At 52.7% G+C, this 15,149-nt stretch carries 13 protein-coding genes; 6 read left to right on the forward strand and 7 right to left on the reverse strand.

Going from position 1 to position 15,149, the window contains the following annotated elements; translation table 11 throughout:
* Positions 1–737 precede the first annotated feature (737 nt).
* Positions 738–1,532 (forward strand): chemotaxis protein CheW, encoded by a 795-nt coding sequence (locus QLH52_RS10895; protein ID WP_319961556.1) that lies wholly within the window; start codon positions 738–740, stop codon positions 1,530–1,532.
* Between the two features lie 153 nt (positions 1,533–1,685).
* Entirely contained in the window at positions 1,686–3,206 is a 1,521-nt protein-coding gene (locus QLH52_RS10900; protein WP_319961558.1) for a fumarate hydratase, read from the forward strand.
* Between the two features lie 26 nt (positions 3,207–3,232).
* Here QLH52_RS10900 and QLH52_RS10905 read toward each other — a convergent pair whose 3' ends face one another.
* Positions 3,233–3,802 (reverse strand): Uma2 family endonuclease, encoded by a 570-nt coding sequence (locus QLH52_RS10905; RefSeq protein ID WP_319961560.1) that lies wholly within the window; start codon positions 3,800–3,802, stop codon positions 3,233–3,235.
* Between the two features lie 129 nt (positions 3,803–3,931).
* Between QLH52_RS10905 and QLH52_RS10910 the strand changes: the two genes are divergently transcribed.
* From QLH52_RS10910 to QLH52_RS10925, 4 genes are all read left to right on the forward strand, one after another.
* Positions 3,932–4,936 carry a helix-turn-helix domain-containing protein gene (locus QLH52_RS10910; protein WP_319961561.1) on the forward strand — a complete coding sequence of 335 codons (1,005 nt, stop codon included), beginning with the start codon at positions 3,932–3,934 and terminating at the stop codon, positions 4,934–4,936.
* Between the two features lie 162 nt (positions 4,937–5,098).
* Complete coding sequence (locus QLH52_RS10915; protein ID WP_319961562.1) at positions 5,099–6,388, forward strand: NAD(P)H-binding protein; 1,290 nt, start codon at positions 5,099–5,101, stop codon at positions 6,386–6,388.
* Complete coding sequence (locus QLH52_RS10920; RefSeq protein ID WP_319961563.1) at positions 6,385–6,858, forward strand: DUF2269 family protein; 474 nt, start codon at positions 6,385–6,387, stop codon at positions 6,856–6,858. The genes QLH52_RS10915 and QLH52_RS10920 overlap by 4 nt, the downstream gene beginning before the upstream one ends.
* Positions 6,859–6,861: 3 nt before the next feature.
* Complete coding sequence (locus QLH52_RS10925; protein ID WP_319961564.1) at positions 6,862–7,443, forward strand: DUF4166 domain-containing protein; 582 nt, start codon at positions 6,862–6,864, stop codon at positions 7,441–7,443.
* Between the two features lie 443 nt (positions 7,444–7,886).
* On the opposite strand, the gene QLH52_RS10930 is transcribed toward QLH52_RS10925, so the two are convergent.
* The 6 genes from QLH52_RS10930 to QLH52_RS10955 form a co-directional block, all read right to left on the reverse strand.
* Positions 7,887–8,963, reverse strand: coding sequence for an alkene reductase (locus tag QLH52_RS10930; RefSeq protein ID WP_205452514.1), 1,077 nt, complete (start codon positions 8,961–8,963; stop codon positions 7,887–7,889).
* Positions 8,964–9,914: 951 nt separating this feature from the next.
* Positions 9,915–10,133 carry a DUF3820 family protein gene (locus QLH52_RS10935; protein ID WP_205452518.1) on the reverse strand — a complete coding sequence of 73 codons (219 nt, stop codon included), beginning with the start codon at positions 10,131–10,133 and terminating at the stop codon, positions 9,915–9,917.
* Positions 10,134–10,191: 58 nt separating this feature from the next.
* A complete protein-coding gene (locus tag QLH52_RS10940) occupies positions 10,192–11,238 on the reverse strand; it encodes an NUDIX domain-containing protein (RefSeq protein ID WP_205452519.1) in 1,047 nt (348 codons plus the stop codon).
* A 10-nt stretch (positions 11,239–11,248) separates the two neighbouring features.
* Positions 11,249–12,946, reverse strand: coding sequence for an NAD+ synthase (locus tag QLH52_RS10945; protein WP_205452520.1), 1,698 nt, complete (start codon positions 12,944–12,946; stop codon positions 11,249–11,251).
* Between the two features lie 19 nt (positions 12,947–12,965).
* Positions 12,966–14,156 carry a nicotinate phosphoribosyltransferase gene (gene pncB / locus QLH52_RS10950; protein WP_205452521.1) on the reverse strand — a complete coding sequence of 397 codons (1,191 nt, stop codon included), beginning with the start codon at positions 14,154–14,156 and terminating at the stop codon, positions 12,966–12,968.
* Positions 14,157–14,165: 9 nt separating this feature from the next.
* Entirely contained in the window at positions 14,166–15,014 is an 849-nt protein-coding gene (locus tag QLH52_RS10955; protein WP_205452522.1) for a cysteine hydrolase family protein, read from the reverse strand.
* Positions 15,015–15,149: the final 135 nt, after the last annotated feature.

A 15,149-nucleotide genomic window follows, 5' to 3' on the forward strand; every position in this document is an offset into this window, starting at 1 on the left:
CTTCCAAATCAGCGGTTTGTACTTCTTCTTCGGCCCAATTGCTCATCGCTGTTCTCCATCATCTATATGCCTCATGCCTCCTGGTAGTTTAGTCGTTGGGAGACTTGTGTATAACGATGAGCGCGCCGCGTGGGAATGCAAACCAACCGCGCTGCGGTGAGCTAAAACCAATCCCGATGGCCCGGCAATAGTCCATCCTGCTCGGCATAATTCCAGGCACTTGAATAACTCCAATGCTCCGGTAAATCAACATAACCGCATTTAACCGGATTCTGGTGGATATAATCCAAGGCCGAGGCGCAATTGGTAGGGCGTCAATAGGCGTAGCCGTGTTGGGCCGTATGTTGGCCTTAAATCATTCGGCGCATGAATGTTGGAGCTATTGCCTTGCAGCAGCCATGCTTTATCCTGCATGCGTAGCGGTCTAAACATTGCTCTCCGCTACGCAATGATCGCCACAAAATATTAGAGCGTGCTAATCTATACTTGCTTTGGATGTTAGACTATGGCGAATTAGGTTAGACTCTGGTTGCATTTGCTTATGCTGACGGTTAAGCAACGCCAAAAAGACGCATCCGCTATCTAGCTGTGCCAAGGCGATGGGTCGGCCCGTCTCACCGACAGGGAGACTCAGCATCTATATAGGCCTTCGCCGCAACGTCGTTCGAAAGCAGAGGATCTGCAAATTATTGGGAAATTAACGAAGCCCACCGGTTCATCGGGTGGGAGGAGCAAGCATGGAACTGTTACTGTTTCTAATTGGCGAAAAATATTTTTGCCTACCGCTATCCAGCGTCAAAAGGATTGTGCCCATTTCCCCGGTTTATCCCTACAGCGGGCAGAACTCCGATCCCTTCTACGGTATCGATGGCGAGGTTTTTCCTTATGTGTCGCTTTGGGATTTATTGGATATCAAGTCGAAATACTTTGAATATGAGGAATTAAAGTCCTTTTTGGAAATTCGCAGAAAAGATCACCTGGAATGGATTGCCGAACTGGAATATTCGGTCCGCAACCACGGCACCTTCAGCAAGGCCAGAAACCCGAGGGAATGCGCGTTCGGTAAGTGGTATTACGCTTACACGCCCCGACACAAAAGACTGCATTTGCTATTGTCTTGTTTCGAAAGGCCGCACGCCGCCATACATGAACTAGCCGATAAATTGCTGAATATGGCGGAAACCGGCCGTGTCGATGAAGCGTTGTCGGCTTTGAATCAGGCTAAACACTCCACGTTAATGGAGCTTTTGAATATTTTCGACTCAACGATTGAATTGGTTGTCGACCTGCAAAGACGCCTAGTCCTGCTTGCCAAACATGATGCCAATTACCTGGCTATCGGCATTGATGAGGTGTCTGACATCGTTAAAGTGAAGGCGTCGATGCGCCGTGACAACCCTATTGCAAGGTCCGAGCATTTTTCCGAGTTCGTATCCTTTGAGAATGGCCAGGCTGTGCCGATTATTAATCTTGCATCCTTAGCCAACAATGCGCCGGGGTTGACGGGTAAATCAGATAATCCGGTAATTTAGCGCCCGCGGTGCGGGGTGGATGATGAAATCATCCTGACTTCCAAGTTGTGGTTCTATATTTCAATACCGATGGCTTGGGCGACCAGTTTTTGATTCAGGACGGCAGCGGTTCGTGATAAATTTCCAATTCTCCTTCATAGCCCGACGACCACCATGACCACCATTCGCCAAGCCGATTTCATCCAAAGCATCGCCGATGCCTTGCAGTTCATTTCCTATTACCATCCCAAGGATTTCATCGATGCCTTGTATGTGGCTTACCAAAAGGAGGAAAGCCCGGCGGCGAAGGATGCGATGGCGCAGATTTTGATAAATTCGCGGATGTGCGCCGAGGGCCGCCGGCCGATTTGCCAGGACACCGGCATTGTTACGGTTTTTTTAAAAATTGGTATGGACGTGCGCTGGGATGCGGCATTGAGCGTGACCGAGATGGTTAACGAAGGTGTGCGCCAGGCTTATCTGCATCCGGACAACGTCTTGCGCGCCTCGATTCTGTCTGATCCGGCCGGCAAGCGTATCAATACCAAAGACAACACACCGGCGGTGGTGCATATGGAACTGGTGCCGGGTGACAAGGTGGACGTGGAAGTAGCGGCCAAGGGCGGCGGCTCGGAAGCCAAATCCAAATTCGTTATGCTTAATCCGGCCGACAGCATTGTCGATTGGGTGATGAAAACCGTGCCGACCATGGGCGCCGGCTGGTGCCCGCCCGGTATTTTGGGTATCGGCATCGGCGGCACTGCCGAAAAAGCGATGTTGTTGGCCAAACAGGCGTGTATGGGTTCTATCGACATTCAGGAGTTGATCGCTCGCGGGCCATCGAATGCTATTGAAGAGTTGCGCCTGGAGCTATACGACAAGGTCAACGCGCTGGGCATAGGCGCGCAAGGCTTGGGCGGCCTGACCACGGTGCTGGATGTGAAAATCCTGGATTACCCGACTCACGCCGCCAATAAACCGGTGGCGATGATTCCCAACTGCGCTGCCACGCGCCATGCACATTTTGTATTAGACGGTTCCGGTCCAGCGCTGCTGACGCCGCCCAAACTAAGCGACTGGCCGGCAATCACCCAATCGGCCAGCAGTGCTCGCCGGATCAATATCGATGGTTTGACCAAGCAAGACGTTGCCGACTGGAAGCCCGGCGAAACCTTGCTGCTGAGCGGCACCTTATTGACCGGCCGCGACGCCGCGCACAAGCGTATCGTCGATCTGTTGAACAAGGGCGAGCCGTTGCCCGAAGGTGTCGATTTAACAGACAAATTCATTTATTACGTCGGCCCGGTCGATGCGGTGCGCGACGAAGTGGTCGGCCCGGCCGGTCCGACTACCGCCACCCGCATGGACAGTTTCACCGACACGGTACTGGAAAAAACCGGCTTGCTAGGCATGATAGGCAAATCCGAACGCGGCCCAAAAGCGATAGCAGCCATCGCCAAGCATAAAGCCGTGTATTTAATCGCGGTCGGCGGCGCGGCTTATTTGGTATCCAAGGCCATCAAACAGGCACGGGTCGTGGCTTTTCCCGAGCTGGGAATGGAAGCGATTCACGAGTTTGTCGTCGAAGATATGCCGGTAACGGTAGCGGTGGATAGTCGCGGCGAGTCGATTCACAACACCGCGCCGAAAGAGTGGCAATCAAAAATTGGGAAGATTCCGGTGGTGCTGGCTTAGGCTTCAGGGCGAGAGGGAGTTTACGCTTAAGCCGCGCCTTCAAACACGATGCCTTCATAAATCTCGGCGACCGGCATTTCCAGGCCGATGGATTGCAACAACGCCCGCTCGCCGGCTTGATATAGCCGTAAATCCCATTGCTCGGCGCGGCGGTAACACTCCACGCGCTGCGTGTCCTGAGCGATCAGCACATACTCTTCCAAACTGGGCAACTTCCGGTAGTGATGAAACTTTTCGGCTCGGTCATAGCGCTCAGTAGCGTCCGATAACACTTCAATAATCAGTTTCGGCTGGCTGTTGTAGTGCTCGGCGGTGTCGGCTGCCGAGCAGGTGACGTGTAAATCCGGGTAGAAGAAACAGTCGTCGTGGGCGGTTTGCACGCGAACTTTCATTTCTCCGGAATGAACCCGGCAAGGTGTTCCGCGCAGGTAAGTATGCAAAAAAGCGATTAAATTGGTTGTGACGGTGTCGTGTGCCCGTTTCACGCCGACCATCGCATACACCTCGCCATTAATATATTCATGCTTGATGTCGCTGACTAATTCGCCTTGCAGATAATCCGCGACGCTGATCGATAATTTTTCCGCTAAAGCCATGTGCATGTCCTCGTGTTTACCCGCCAGCGATTTTAACGGCTAGAGTCGTCAATAGATAGTGTCGGCCCAAACCTTGGCCGGCCTAAAAACACGGGCTAAACTCAAAACTCTTTTTTTGCTTGGTCGTCCATGTCTATCGTTGCGTTGTTATTTATCGGTTTCTCGTTCGGTGCGGCCTTGTTGTTGCTGGCCGGCAATATCTTGCAAGCCAGGGAACCCGTACGCTTTACGTCGAAATTGGCCGGGTTTCTATTGATAGCCGGATTGGCCGGTATCCAGAGCCTGCATTTAGGCTACTTGCTGAATCGATACGAGCAGGTGCATTCCGCGCTGTACCTATTTCTGCTGTACGGGATTGCTCCCAGCTTCTATTTTTACAGCCGGCAACTTTTACGTAATGACGCCGGTTATAGCCGGCACGATGTATTGCATGTCTTGCCGTTTGCACTGTGCATGATTTTGCCTTATCGATTGGCACTGCCCGGCGCTTTTTTGGTTGGCGGCGGCTATTTGCTGTGGCTGGCGAAAACAGTCTATGCGCTACGCGGACAAAGACAGCGCTTTCATTGGGAGTTATCGGCGCTGGGGATTTTGTTTGCGATTGCCGTTGGGGTGTTGCTACTGGGCTTTATCTGGCCGTTATTGAACCAGACCGACTTCATCGGCAGCTACAGCATACTGATCGGGCTGGCGTTTTTTGCGGTGACATTAACCTTGTTGCGCTTCCCGAACATTACGGCCGACGTTTCCGAGGCGGTACGGGCGGCCTATGCCGAGTCCACGCTTAATAATGTCGACAGACAGGCGGTGCTGTCCAAGCTCGACGCCTTGATGACACAGGACAAGCTTTATACTTTGGAAACCTTGAGTTTGGCGGTGTTGGCCGAGCAACTGAATTTGAGCCAGCACCAATTATCCGAACTGATCAATACCGAATTTCAACAAGGTTTTTCCCGCTACATTCGCGAACAACGCATCGCCGCTGCTAAAAAACTGCTATTGGCGGAACCCAATGCGTCGGTGTTGTCGATAGGCTTGACGGTGGGCTTTAGCACCCAGTCCAATTTCTACGCGGCGTTTCGCGACATCGTCGGCGTCGCGCCCGGACAGTATCGAAAAACACACGCCGGCTAAACAAAAAACTCCAGTTTTATCATTTTGTAAATCCGTAACACTTTGAAGTTTATCGGGTTATATCCCGCGTAAATTATTTCTATTCCTGTCCTATCAATTCGGAAGTTTGGCCGTTTCGTGGTCGTTAATTTGCTCCTGCCTCTCAACATTTGGAGCAAAACCATGAACATTCTATTAACCGGCGCGACCGGTTTTATCGGCAGCGCCGTATTACACGAGTTGCTGCGACAGGGTCACCAGGTCACGGCCTGTTGCCGCCACCCCGAACGTCTACTAATCGATCATCCAAACCTGATCCGATTAAACTTGGATTTTGCCCAGGCCGGCACGATCAATTCCTGGCTACCGCATCTGCAAGCTATCGACGCAATCGTCAATTGCGTGGGCATCATTGCCGAGAACAACAACCAAAGCTTTGCCCAGTTGCATAGCCAAGCACCGATAGCCTTGTTTCAAGCCGGTGCACGTGCTGGGGTAAAAAAGATCGTGCAAGTTTCCGCTTTGGGTGCCGACGCGGGCGCCGAATCAAATTACCACCTCAGCAAAAAAGCTGCCGACGATGCCTTGCGTGAATTGGCCCTGGACTGGTTTGTATTGCAGCCCTCGCTGGTTTATGGCCCCGGCGGGCAAAGCAGTGGCTTGTTTCATGCGTTGGCCGCTTTACCCGTGCATTTGCTGCCGGATGGTGGTCGCCAGCTTTTGCAACCCATTCATATTGCCGATGTGGCCGCCACCGTCTGTCGTTGTCTCGAGCCGGCTGTCTCCGGTCGTAAGACCTTGGCTCTGGTCGGCCCCAGTCCGATAAGTTATGCGGACTGGCTGCAAGGGCTTAGGCGACGATTAGGCAAACCAACGGCCAGAACTTGCTCCGTATCTTACCAATTTGCTCTGAGCATGGCGGGTATGGGCAAATGGCTGAACCAGCCGATTGTCAGCAAAGACAACTTGGCGATGCTGAATCGCGGCAATAGCGCAGATCCAACACCACTCACCCAGTTCTTGGGCCGAGCGCCCATCAACGTGAACGAGCAATGGTTCGAACAAGCGGCCAGCCAAGCCGAGCGTTGGCATGCGGGTTTGTATTTTTTCAAGCCTTTGTTGCGGTATACGATTGCCTTCGTCTGGTTATGGAGCGGTATCACCTCGCTGTTTTTCTACCCGCATCAACTGAGTTATCAGCTATTGGCACCCCTCGGCATCACCGGTGCGAGCGCACCAATAACTTTATACAGCTTGGCAGCGATGGATATTGGCTTGGGATTGGCGACCTTGGCGCGGTTTAGGATTAGTCAGCTCATGCTTTGGCAGTTCTGGATCGTCCTCGGCTATAGCCTGACAGTGGCCGCATATTTACCGGAATTTGTATTCCACCCGTTCGGCCCACTATTGAAAAACCTGCCTTTTTTAATGTGCTTGTTAGTTGTCAGAGAATTGGAAGGAGAGCCGTCATGATGTATTTATCTTTAAAATTGATCCATATCCTCAGCGCCATCGTACTGTTTGGCTTGGGTTCCGGCACGGTGTTTTACAAAGTGATGGCCGATAAAAGCGGCGATCACGCGGCAATCGCCTCGACCAGCAAACATGTAGTGCTGGCCGATTGGTGGTTCACCACGCCGACTGTGATTATCCAGCCGTTAACCGGCGTGTTATTGGCCGATCAATTGTCGGCTTCGTTCGGCGACGGCTGGCTGTGGTGGACAGTGGTGCTGTATTTAATCACCGGACTGTGCTGGTTGCCGGTGGTAATTTTGCAGATCCGCATGCGCGACATTGCCACCGAGTCACTGGACCAAGGCCGAGCCTTACCTTATCTGTACCACTACTACGTCAAGATCTGGCTATGGTTAGGCGTGCCGGCTTTCTTCGGCATGATAGGCATCACCACCTTGATGGTGTTTCATAATTCACTCTGGAGCTGAGCCATGTCTGTGTCATTAATGCAAAAAGTGTTGGGCGACGACTGGCAACAATTACCGGCCGTTATTCAAAGACATTACCGAATTAGCAATGGCCAACAAAGCCGGCTAGTCGGAACGATGGAAATTGGCTATCCAACTTACCTGTTTCCGTTGATTTGGCTGATTCATTTGTTCGGCGGTTTGTTACTGTGGCGCGGGCAGGCGGCACAAGCGGAAGTGGACAAGACCGCCGTCGGCGAACTGTTGCATTGGCAGCGGACGATGACCTATGCGGACGGTAAAACCGATTACTTCAGTTCTCAGATGATTTATGCGGCCGACCACGAGTTAGTCGAACTAATAGGCTTTGGTTTTGGTTTGCGCTTGAAGGTCAGCGTCGAAAACGGCGAGTTGCTATATCGCAGTAACGGCCATTTCTGGCAATGCGGGTCGCTACGCCTGAATATTCCGGATTACTTATTGCTAGGTTCGGCCAGCATCAGCGAAAGTGCTGTTTCAGAAGACGAGTTCTATCTGGATTTTGGCATCCGCCATCCCTGGTGGGGTGTGAGTTATTACTACCGGGGTAACTTTCGCTATGGCTGATAGGGTTTATCGATAGGAAGGGCGGCTACAGAGCGGGATACAAACGCGGCTCTTCCCAAGCATGCATGCCCGCTATACCTCTGTGTTCCGGTTTTCAAGGCGACCCGGAATAATCGCGGATAAGTTCGAATATTGTGGGGTGAGCTCTTGCATGGCGGTGCAACCGGAGTGGGTTTGAGCCTGGTTAGTCCAGGCACCATTCCGGCTGAGCGCGAACAGCTGCGACGTGTTGACTGAAGAAACCCAGTATGGCGGGTTGGCGCGTCTTGACCAACTGTTTTTACCAAGCCGGATGTCCAAAATATCGCCAGATTTGGCTGGAATTATTGCAGGATATGGCGTTGTCTGAAGTTCCGCGTGGCGATTAAGCTTTCTCTGTGGGCCTCGCAAAACTCTGGCGTGTAGCATGTGTGGTTCCCGCTTGCGCGGGAACCACAAGATTTTTAGCCCACTTCCGCTACCAAACTCGGGTAATCGGTATAGCCAACTCTCGGATCCTGCCCCGCGGCCACATAAAAGGTTTCAGCATGATAGGGGTTAAGGGCCACATTTAGTTGCAGACGCCGGACTAAATCGGGATTGGCAATATAGTCCTTGCCAAACGAAACGGCATCCGCTTCGCCGGCTGCAATGACTTGCTGCGCGGTTTCTCTATTAAAGCCTTCGTTGGCAATCAACACGCCGCCGAAACGCTTTTTCAACGCCGGGCTGATGCGGTTTTCTCCGAGCGATTCTCGGGTAAAAATGAAAGCAATGCCGCGTTTGCCCAATTGCTCGGCCAGATAGCCAAAGGTATTTAAGGGATCGGAATCACCCATCGTATGCGAGTCGCCTCTGGGCGCAAGATGCACACCCACGCGACCCGGTCCCCATACCGAAATAGCGGCATCGGTCACTTCCAACATTAAGCGGGCGCGGTTTTCAATCGAGCCGCCGTAGGCATCGGTCCTTTTATTGGTGCTGTCCTGCAAAAATTGGTCTAACAGATAACCATTGGCGCCGTGAATCTCCACGCCGTCAAAACCGGCAAGTTTGGCGTTTTCCGCGCCTTTGCGGTAAGTCTCGACAATGCCGGGGATTTCGCTGATGTCCAAGGCTCTGGGCGTCACGTAATCCCGCATCGGCCGCAGCAAGCTGACATGCCCCAAGGGCGCAATCGCACTGGGCGCGACGGGCAACTCGCCGTTTAGGTAGTCCGGATGCGACACCCGGCCGACGTGCCAGAGTTGCAGGAAAATTCGTCCGCCCGCTGCATGTACTGCTTGGGTTACCTTGGTCCAGCCCGCCACTTGCTCATCCGACCAAATGCCGGGCGTGTCCGGATAGCCCACACCTTGCGCGGACACGCTGGTGGCTTCGCTTAAAATCAGCCCGGCATCCGCTCGCTGTGCGTAGTATTCGGCCATCAATTCGTTAGGCACCCGGCCGGCGCTGGCTCGGCAGCGTGTCAAAGGTGCCAGCACGATGCGGTTAGGTAAATTGATGTCCCCCACTTTGATCGGCTCAAACAGGTTGCTCATATCGTCTCCATGTTAAATGCAATTGTTAGCTGTTTTACCTGACACCATACCATCCAGCCAGGTATTTTATGGAAATATGCAATCAGGCGGCACCGTTCATGCCGTGCGCGGAAAAGTCTTATTAAGAATTATCGTCAGTTAAGAGATGTTTAAGCCTGCGGGTGAACAATGAGCCGCAACTGAAGATCCCGGATAAGGAGGATTTATGTTCAGGCTTACCACACCATTGGCAACCATCTTGCTATTTTCGAGCGCAACATTTGCGCATGACGGCAACTGGGGCGGTAGACATCATCATAGTTACCAACGCGAGCACTACGGGTATCACTATAACAATCCGTATTACCGCGCATACGTGCCGCCGCCCGCAGTCGGCTATTACCAGGCGCCGGCAGATTATTACGGGTTGCCGCCAGTGAGAGGGTTTGTCTATCAACAACCCATCCCCGCACCGCGGTGTGATCGGAATATACGGCAAGGTTGGTAGTCGTGAACACGCGAATACGCCTCGCCCTGATGTTTTTGAGTCTGACTATGTTGAGCGGTTGTGTGGCTTACGCACCCTATGCCGAGTCTTATCCCGCGACGTATACGCCGTATGGTTACGGTAGCTATAGTTACGGCTATTCGGCGCCTGTTGTGCCGGTCCCTGTGCCAATGTTTCGCGGCGGGTGGGGATACGGAGGCCATAGGGGCTATGGCGGGCATCACGGTCACGGACATTTTGGTCACCACGGGCATCATTAAACTGCGTTTCAGCCAGGTGGCGCGTGACATTATGTCGCATTCCAGGCATTAGGAAACACTGATACTATGCTCACCATTGCAGAGATGTTCAGCGCAATAACTTCCTCCCTTAATCCGGCCTCGTGTCGGAATTTTTTTGCCTAAAAAACAGCCGTCCGATACTGGGCAAATAAAGACCAGTCATATTAAGGACCAGCTTAATAGTCAGGACTTTATTTGTCTGAGCGGCTCGAGCAAAGGTTTTAGGCCGTTGTGATCCATTTCCTGCATCAATGCCAATAGTCTGCCTAATTCACCGGCAGGAAACCCTTCGCGCGCGAACCAATTGAGGTAGTGGCCGGGCAAATCGGCGATAACGCGGCCCTTGTATTTGCCGTAAGGCATAGTAACGCTGACCAGTTTTGGTAAATCTTCGGGTTTCATGGATAAGTTTCCCTGGCTATTCCCTCTGCCCTGTTAAGCTTAAATAACGTGCATCGTCCTACTTAGTTTGAAATGACAGGAAGTTGCACAAGATAGCGAAATGGTCTTCAAACAGCGCTTCTTCCAGTGCCGGCAGCTGCGTGATCGGTATCCAGGCCACGCTTTCAAGATCGTCCGCTGCTTTTATCTCCGGCCGAGACCCATCAAGCCAAGGAGTTGCCAAAGCAAAGTGATGCGCATGCGTGATGACGCGGCCACGGCACGATCTTCTGGGGTGGGAAAACACTTTAACCTGTTGCAGGCAGTCTCGCAAAGCGGCATCCGGCAGGTTCAGGCTGGTTTCTTCCTTCAATTCGCGGATCGCGCCTTGCAGCAAGGATTCGCGTTTCTCCAGAAAGCCGCCGGGGATAGCCCACAAGCCTTTGCCGGGATAATGTTTGCGCTTACCCAGCAATACATGATCGTTGACAGTGACTACCGCATCGACGGTGGTGGCAATAATATCCCAAGGAATACCAGCATAGACTTGATTCTCTGCATCGATTTTGGCGTATTCCGCTTTTAATACCGCGTACTCGGGATTCTTTGCCCAATCATTTAAAAAATCCCGCACCGGCACAGAAATCCGCCTGGCGATGTTTGTCAACGCGGTCTCCGCGCTTTCCGCCGCAAACAGCTGGTGGCGCAGCGCCGTAGCATCAATATCCAGCTCGGACTCTATCGCTTCCATCGCCCAATCCGGAAAATTATCCAGGTAGTACGTGGACTCGTCCTTGTTAAAGCCGACCAACGCAACCCGTTCGCCGTCCGCCACACATGCTCCAACTTGCCGCCTGACATCGGCATTCCACAGCGTATCGTCGTAATAATCCCGCACCGGTAAAAATGTCAGGCGGGTTTGCTCGCTCTCCTGCAGCGTGGCGGTGATCATGGCCGCCCGCTCGGTCCATTTAAACGGATTGCGGATATTTCTGGACTGAAAGGACGAACCGACAATCACCAGCACCTCGTCAGCAATCTCCAAGGCCCGGCGGGTTAGTTGCTCGTGCCCCTTGTGATAAATTTGGTAACGGCCAATCACAATGGCTTTTTGGTATTTAGTCATCGCTCTAGCCTTAATGCTTGGCCGCTATCGGCATTTGCCGGCCGGCGCCGAACGCTTTGGGTCGCACCCGAATGATGGGCGGTGCTTGTCGGCGTTTGTATTCGTTGCGGGCTATCATGCCGACGATGCGTTGGTACACCGCTTCGCCGGCGGCGCTGGCTCGATAGCCAGTCACAAACTCCTGGGCTTGTTGATATTCCCGCTCAGCCAACTGCTTGCCTTCGATCAGCAGTTTCAAGATTTCATCCAACACCTCGTAAGGCGGCAAGCTATCGGTGTCTTTTTGATCGGGCGCCAATTCGGCGGAAGGCGGTTTGGTTAAAATCGCCGCGGGAATAATCTCGCGATTGGCGCGTTGGTTAATGTAAGCGGATAGCCGGTACACCTCAGTTTTGTACAAGTCACCAATCAGGCCCAAGCCGCCGTTGGTGTCGCCGTACAAGGTGCAATAACCCACCGATATTTCGCTTTTGTTACCGGTAGTGAGGACCATCGCGCCGGAGTGGTTGGAGTACGCCATCAGGATGGTACCGCGTAGGCGGGCTTGCAGATTTTCCAGGCTCAAGCCGCGCAATTCATCGTTAAAGCTGCTTTGAAATTGCCCCCCAAAATCATTGACCAGCGCCTTGATCGGATAGCTGTAAAGCGTTACCCCCAAAGCCTCGCACAGTAACTGCGAGTCGCTTACCGACCCGCTACTGGAAAATGCCGACGGCATCGTGATGGCGATGACATTTTCCGGTCCCAAGGCCTCGGCGGCAATCGCAATCGTCAACGCCGAATCAATACCGCCCGACGAACCCACCACGACTCGCTTAAAGCCGCAGCGCCGCACATAATCGCGTAAGCCCAGCAGGATATGTTGAAGAATGAATTCCTGATCATTATCAATTTGGGGCTGGGCCGATTGCGCAATGGTTTGAAATCCGCCTTCTGTAAAACGCAGCGTATCTATCACCGTTTGGAAAGCCGGCCATTCGCGCGCAATCTCACCATCGGCATTCACGGCAAAGGAAGCCCCGTCAAACACAATGCTGTCTTGTCCGCCGACTTGATTGACATACAGTATCGGCAAGCCATGCCGGCGGGCGGCGCCGCAAATCACTTGTTGGCGTTGCGCGCGTTTGCCGATATTGGACGGGCTGGCATTGATGCTGACCACCAAGTCCGGGCGCATCCGGGCAAGTGCTTCGTAAGGATTAACCGGATAATCGTCGGCGTCATCATTCCAACCGTCCTCGCAAATCATCAGCCCTACTTTATAACCGCCGACATCTATACTCACCGCGCCCTGTTGACCCGGCTCGAAATGACGGCGCTCATCGAAAATATTGTAGGTGGGCAACAGTTGCTTGTGATATTCCGCAATAGTCTCGCCGTTACGGATGGCGATCAGCGCGTTATACAGCGGCTTACCGGGGCCGTTTGCTCTTATCGGCGTGCCGACAATCGCAACGAGGTCCGGAAACTGCGTTGAAAAAGCAGTCAGCTCTGCCAACGCTTCGTAGGCTTTGCGAATAAAGGTCGATTCGTTTAACAGGTCGCCGGGGTAATACCCGCACAAGGACAACTCCGGGAACACTAACAATTGCGCCTGCTGCGCGCCGGCTTGGCGATAAGCATCTTTGGCAATCGCCAAGTTGCCGGCAAAATCGCCGACCATAGGATTGATTTGGGCGATGGCGACGGTTAAGGGACAAGTAGACATAACAATTCCTATGCAGAATTTAGGCGTAGTGATTAAAAATCTGCCGCAAGTAGGCGATAAAGGTTTGGTCATTGCATAAAGTTTTGCCGGGGGCGTCGGACAATTTCGCCACCGGGTCGCCGTTGCAGCGCACCAGCTTCATCACAATATTCAAAGGCTTGGGGCCGCCAAGATCGTTGGTTAAATTTGTGCCGATCCCAAAGCCCAACTGAATGCGATCACCAAAGTGCTGATAAAGACTGATTGCCTTGGGAATATCCAGTCCATCCGAGAACACCAAGCGTTTGCCATGCGGATTGATGCGTAGTTTTTGATAATGGCCGATGGCTTTTTCGCCCCAAATCACCGGATCGCCGGAGTCATGCCGCAGGCCGTCAAACAACTTGGCAAAATACAAATCAAAATCGCGCAAAAATGCATCCATCCCAATGGTGTCGGTCAACGCCACACCCAAATCGCCGCGAAACTCCTGCGCCCAATCTTCCAAGGCCATACGTTGAAACTCGCGCAGCCGCACCACGTGGGCTTGGTAGGATTGCAGATATTCATGCGCCATGGTGCCGATCGGCGTTAAACCAAATTTTTTGGCCAAATAGACGTTGGATGTGCCTTTAAACAAGCCGGGCACTTCGGTTTGAAAGGTCCGCACCACTTCTTCTTGCCAGCTACTCCAGGCGCGCCGCCGTAAACCAAAATCGAAAATCTCGAAGGCATGGGTTTTTGCGGGTTGCTCGGCAAAGGCTTTAAGGGTAGCTAATTTTGCCTGCAAGCGGCGTCTGCCTTCCGCCAGCAGCGCCGCTTGATCGAAGCGGCGAAAATACAGTTCCGAGACGATGTACAAACAAAATATCTCGAAATTCATCACATGCACTTGCGGACCCTGGGCTTGAATTCTCAGGGTGTCGCCTTCCGCAAATGCCTTGATGTATTTGCTTCTAAACCGAAACAAGGACAGGAACTCGATGAAATCGGGTTTTAAGTAACGTAGTTTGGCTAAATAGACCAACTCGTCGTCGGCAAATTGCAGCGAACAAAGGTGGTCCAGCTCTTGTTTGACATCAGCCAGCAAGTCGGCCAGCGGGTATTCCGGCGTACTCCGGCAGATAAAGTCGTATTCGGCGCTGGCTTCCGGGCGCTTATGCAGCATGGTTTGCCACATCGGAAATTTGTACAAATCGTTTTCGAGCAGGCTTTTGACGATGGGAGTCATGTGCATTCCTTAGTATGGGTTATTTTCGGGGACCAGTTCCAAAGCCATTTCGGCGCTGGTTGCCAAACGAATGCCTTGTGCGCGCAGTTCGGTAAAAAATTGTTCGACCGCCGCTTCGAATCCACTGATAGGACTCATGCAGTCCGTCAGGATCACTAGCTTGCGTTTTAGCTCGGCGGCGCCGAACTGCAAGATGTCGCTGATCGTCTCCTTGACGCAATGGCTGCTGGCTTGGCCGGCGATTAATAAACGATCCGACTCAGCGAGTATTTCCAGTAGTGCTCGATTCAACTGCGTGGCCTGATCGGCAGGGTCCGGGATGACGGCTTTTAGTGCGGAAAAGCTTTCCGTCCAAATGTTTTCGCCTTTTTGCGCCAGCGTAACGGGTTTGCAGGTTCGCGTTTCCCAATGGCTTAAGGCTTGCGCCAACTCGGGGTTAAGCTTGTGTCCCGGTGTCCCGATTAAACAATGCGGCGGCCAAAGGATAAAAGGCCGCTGCATCTGCTCCAGTTGTTGCAGGTAGTTTAGAACATAATCGTTTTGCTCCGGTGACACCGGTGTGACGGCCAGGCGATAACGGCCTGCTAAAAAGTCAGCGGCAGTCACCCGGGAAAATGGGGGTGGGGCTACACCCTCTGCAGTTAGCCAAGAGCTGTTGTGTGCCAGATCGATCATGTGATGGGTATCGAGCGTGGCGATAACGCCGGCAATGGCAAGTCCGGCTTGTTCAATCAACTGCGCCAGTCTCAGGCAATCCTGATAGGCGCCCGGCACGGGCAGGGCCGGAGCATAGCCTTCGGGGGTGTTATCGCAAAAGTCGTTTTGCGCATCAATGATCAGTAATTGAGTATTTGCCATGAGCTTTAACCTGCGACGATAGTTGAGATGGGCTTAGCTTAACCCTGTTAGTTACATAATGCAACTAACAAAAATTTATCGTGCGCTATTTTTTATGCAGGTATAGTTATAATTCTTTACTAACTAAGATGCCTC

This window comes from Methylomonas defluvii (assembly GCF_033949435.1).
Taxonomy (GTDB): Bacteria; Pseudomonadota; Gammaproteobacteria; order Methylococcales; family Methylomonadaceae; genus Methylomonas; species Methylomonas defluvii.

Excerpts from the sequence above, each read along its gene's own strand:
- QLH52_RS10895 (WP_319961556.1), top strand. The coding sequence starts at position 738 with ATGGAACTGTTACTGTTTCTAATTGGCGAAAAATATTTTTGCCTACCG.
- QLH52_RS10900 (WP_319961558.1), top strand. The coding sequence starts at position 1,686 with ATGACCACCATTCGCCAAGCCGATTTCATCCAAAGCATCGCCGATGCC.
- QLH52_RS10905 (WP_319961560.1), bottom strand. The coding sequence starts at position 3,802 with ATGGCTTTAGCGGAAAAATTATCGATCAGCGTCGCGGATTATCTGCAA.
- QLH52_RS10910 (WP_319961561.1), top strand. The coding sequence starts at position 3,932 with ATGTCTATCGTTGCGTTGTTATTTATCGGTTTCTCGTTCGGTGCGGCC.
- QLH52_RS10915 (WP_319961562.1), top strand. The coding sequence starts at position 5,099 with ATGAACATTCTATTAACCGGCGCGACCGGTTTTATCGGCAGCGCCGTA.
- QLH52_RS10920 (WP_319961563.1), top strand. The coding sequence starts at position 6,385 with ATGATGTATTTATCTTTAAAATTGATCCATATCCTCAGCGCCATCGTA.
- QLH52_RS10925 (WP_319961564.1), top strand. The coding sequence starts at position 6,862 with ATGTCTGTGTCATTAATGCAAAAAGTGTTGGGCGACGACTGGCAACAA.
- QLH52_RS10930 (WP_205452514.1), bottom strand. The coding sequence starts at position 8,963 with ATGAGCAACCTGTTTGAGCCGATCAAAGTGGGGGACATCAATTTACCT.
- QLH52_RS10935 (WP_205452518.1), bottom strand. The coding sequence starts at position 10,133 with ATGAAACCCGAAGATTTACCAAAACTGGTCAGCGTTACTATGCCTTAC.
- QLH52_RS10940 (WP_205452519.1), bottom strand. The coding sequence starts at position 11,238 with ATGACTAAATACCAAAAAGCCATTGTGATTGGCCGTTACCAAATTTAT.
- QLH52_RS10945 (WP_205452520.1), bottom strand. The coding sequence starts at position 12,946 with ATGTCTACTTGTCCCTTAACCGTCGCCATCGCCCAAATCAATCCTATG.
- pncB (WP_205452521.1), bottom strand. The coding sequence starts at position 14,156 with ATGACTCCCATCGTCAAAAGCCTGCTCGAAAACGATTTGTACAAATTT.
- QLH52_RS10955 (WP_205452522.1), bottom strand. The coding sequence starts at position 15,014 with ATGGCAAATACTCAATTACTGATCATTGATGCGCAAAACGACTTTTGC.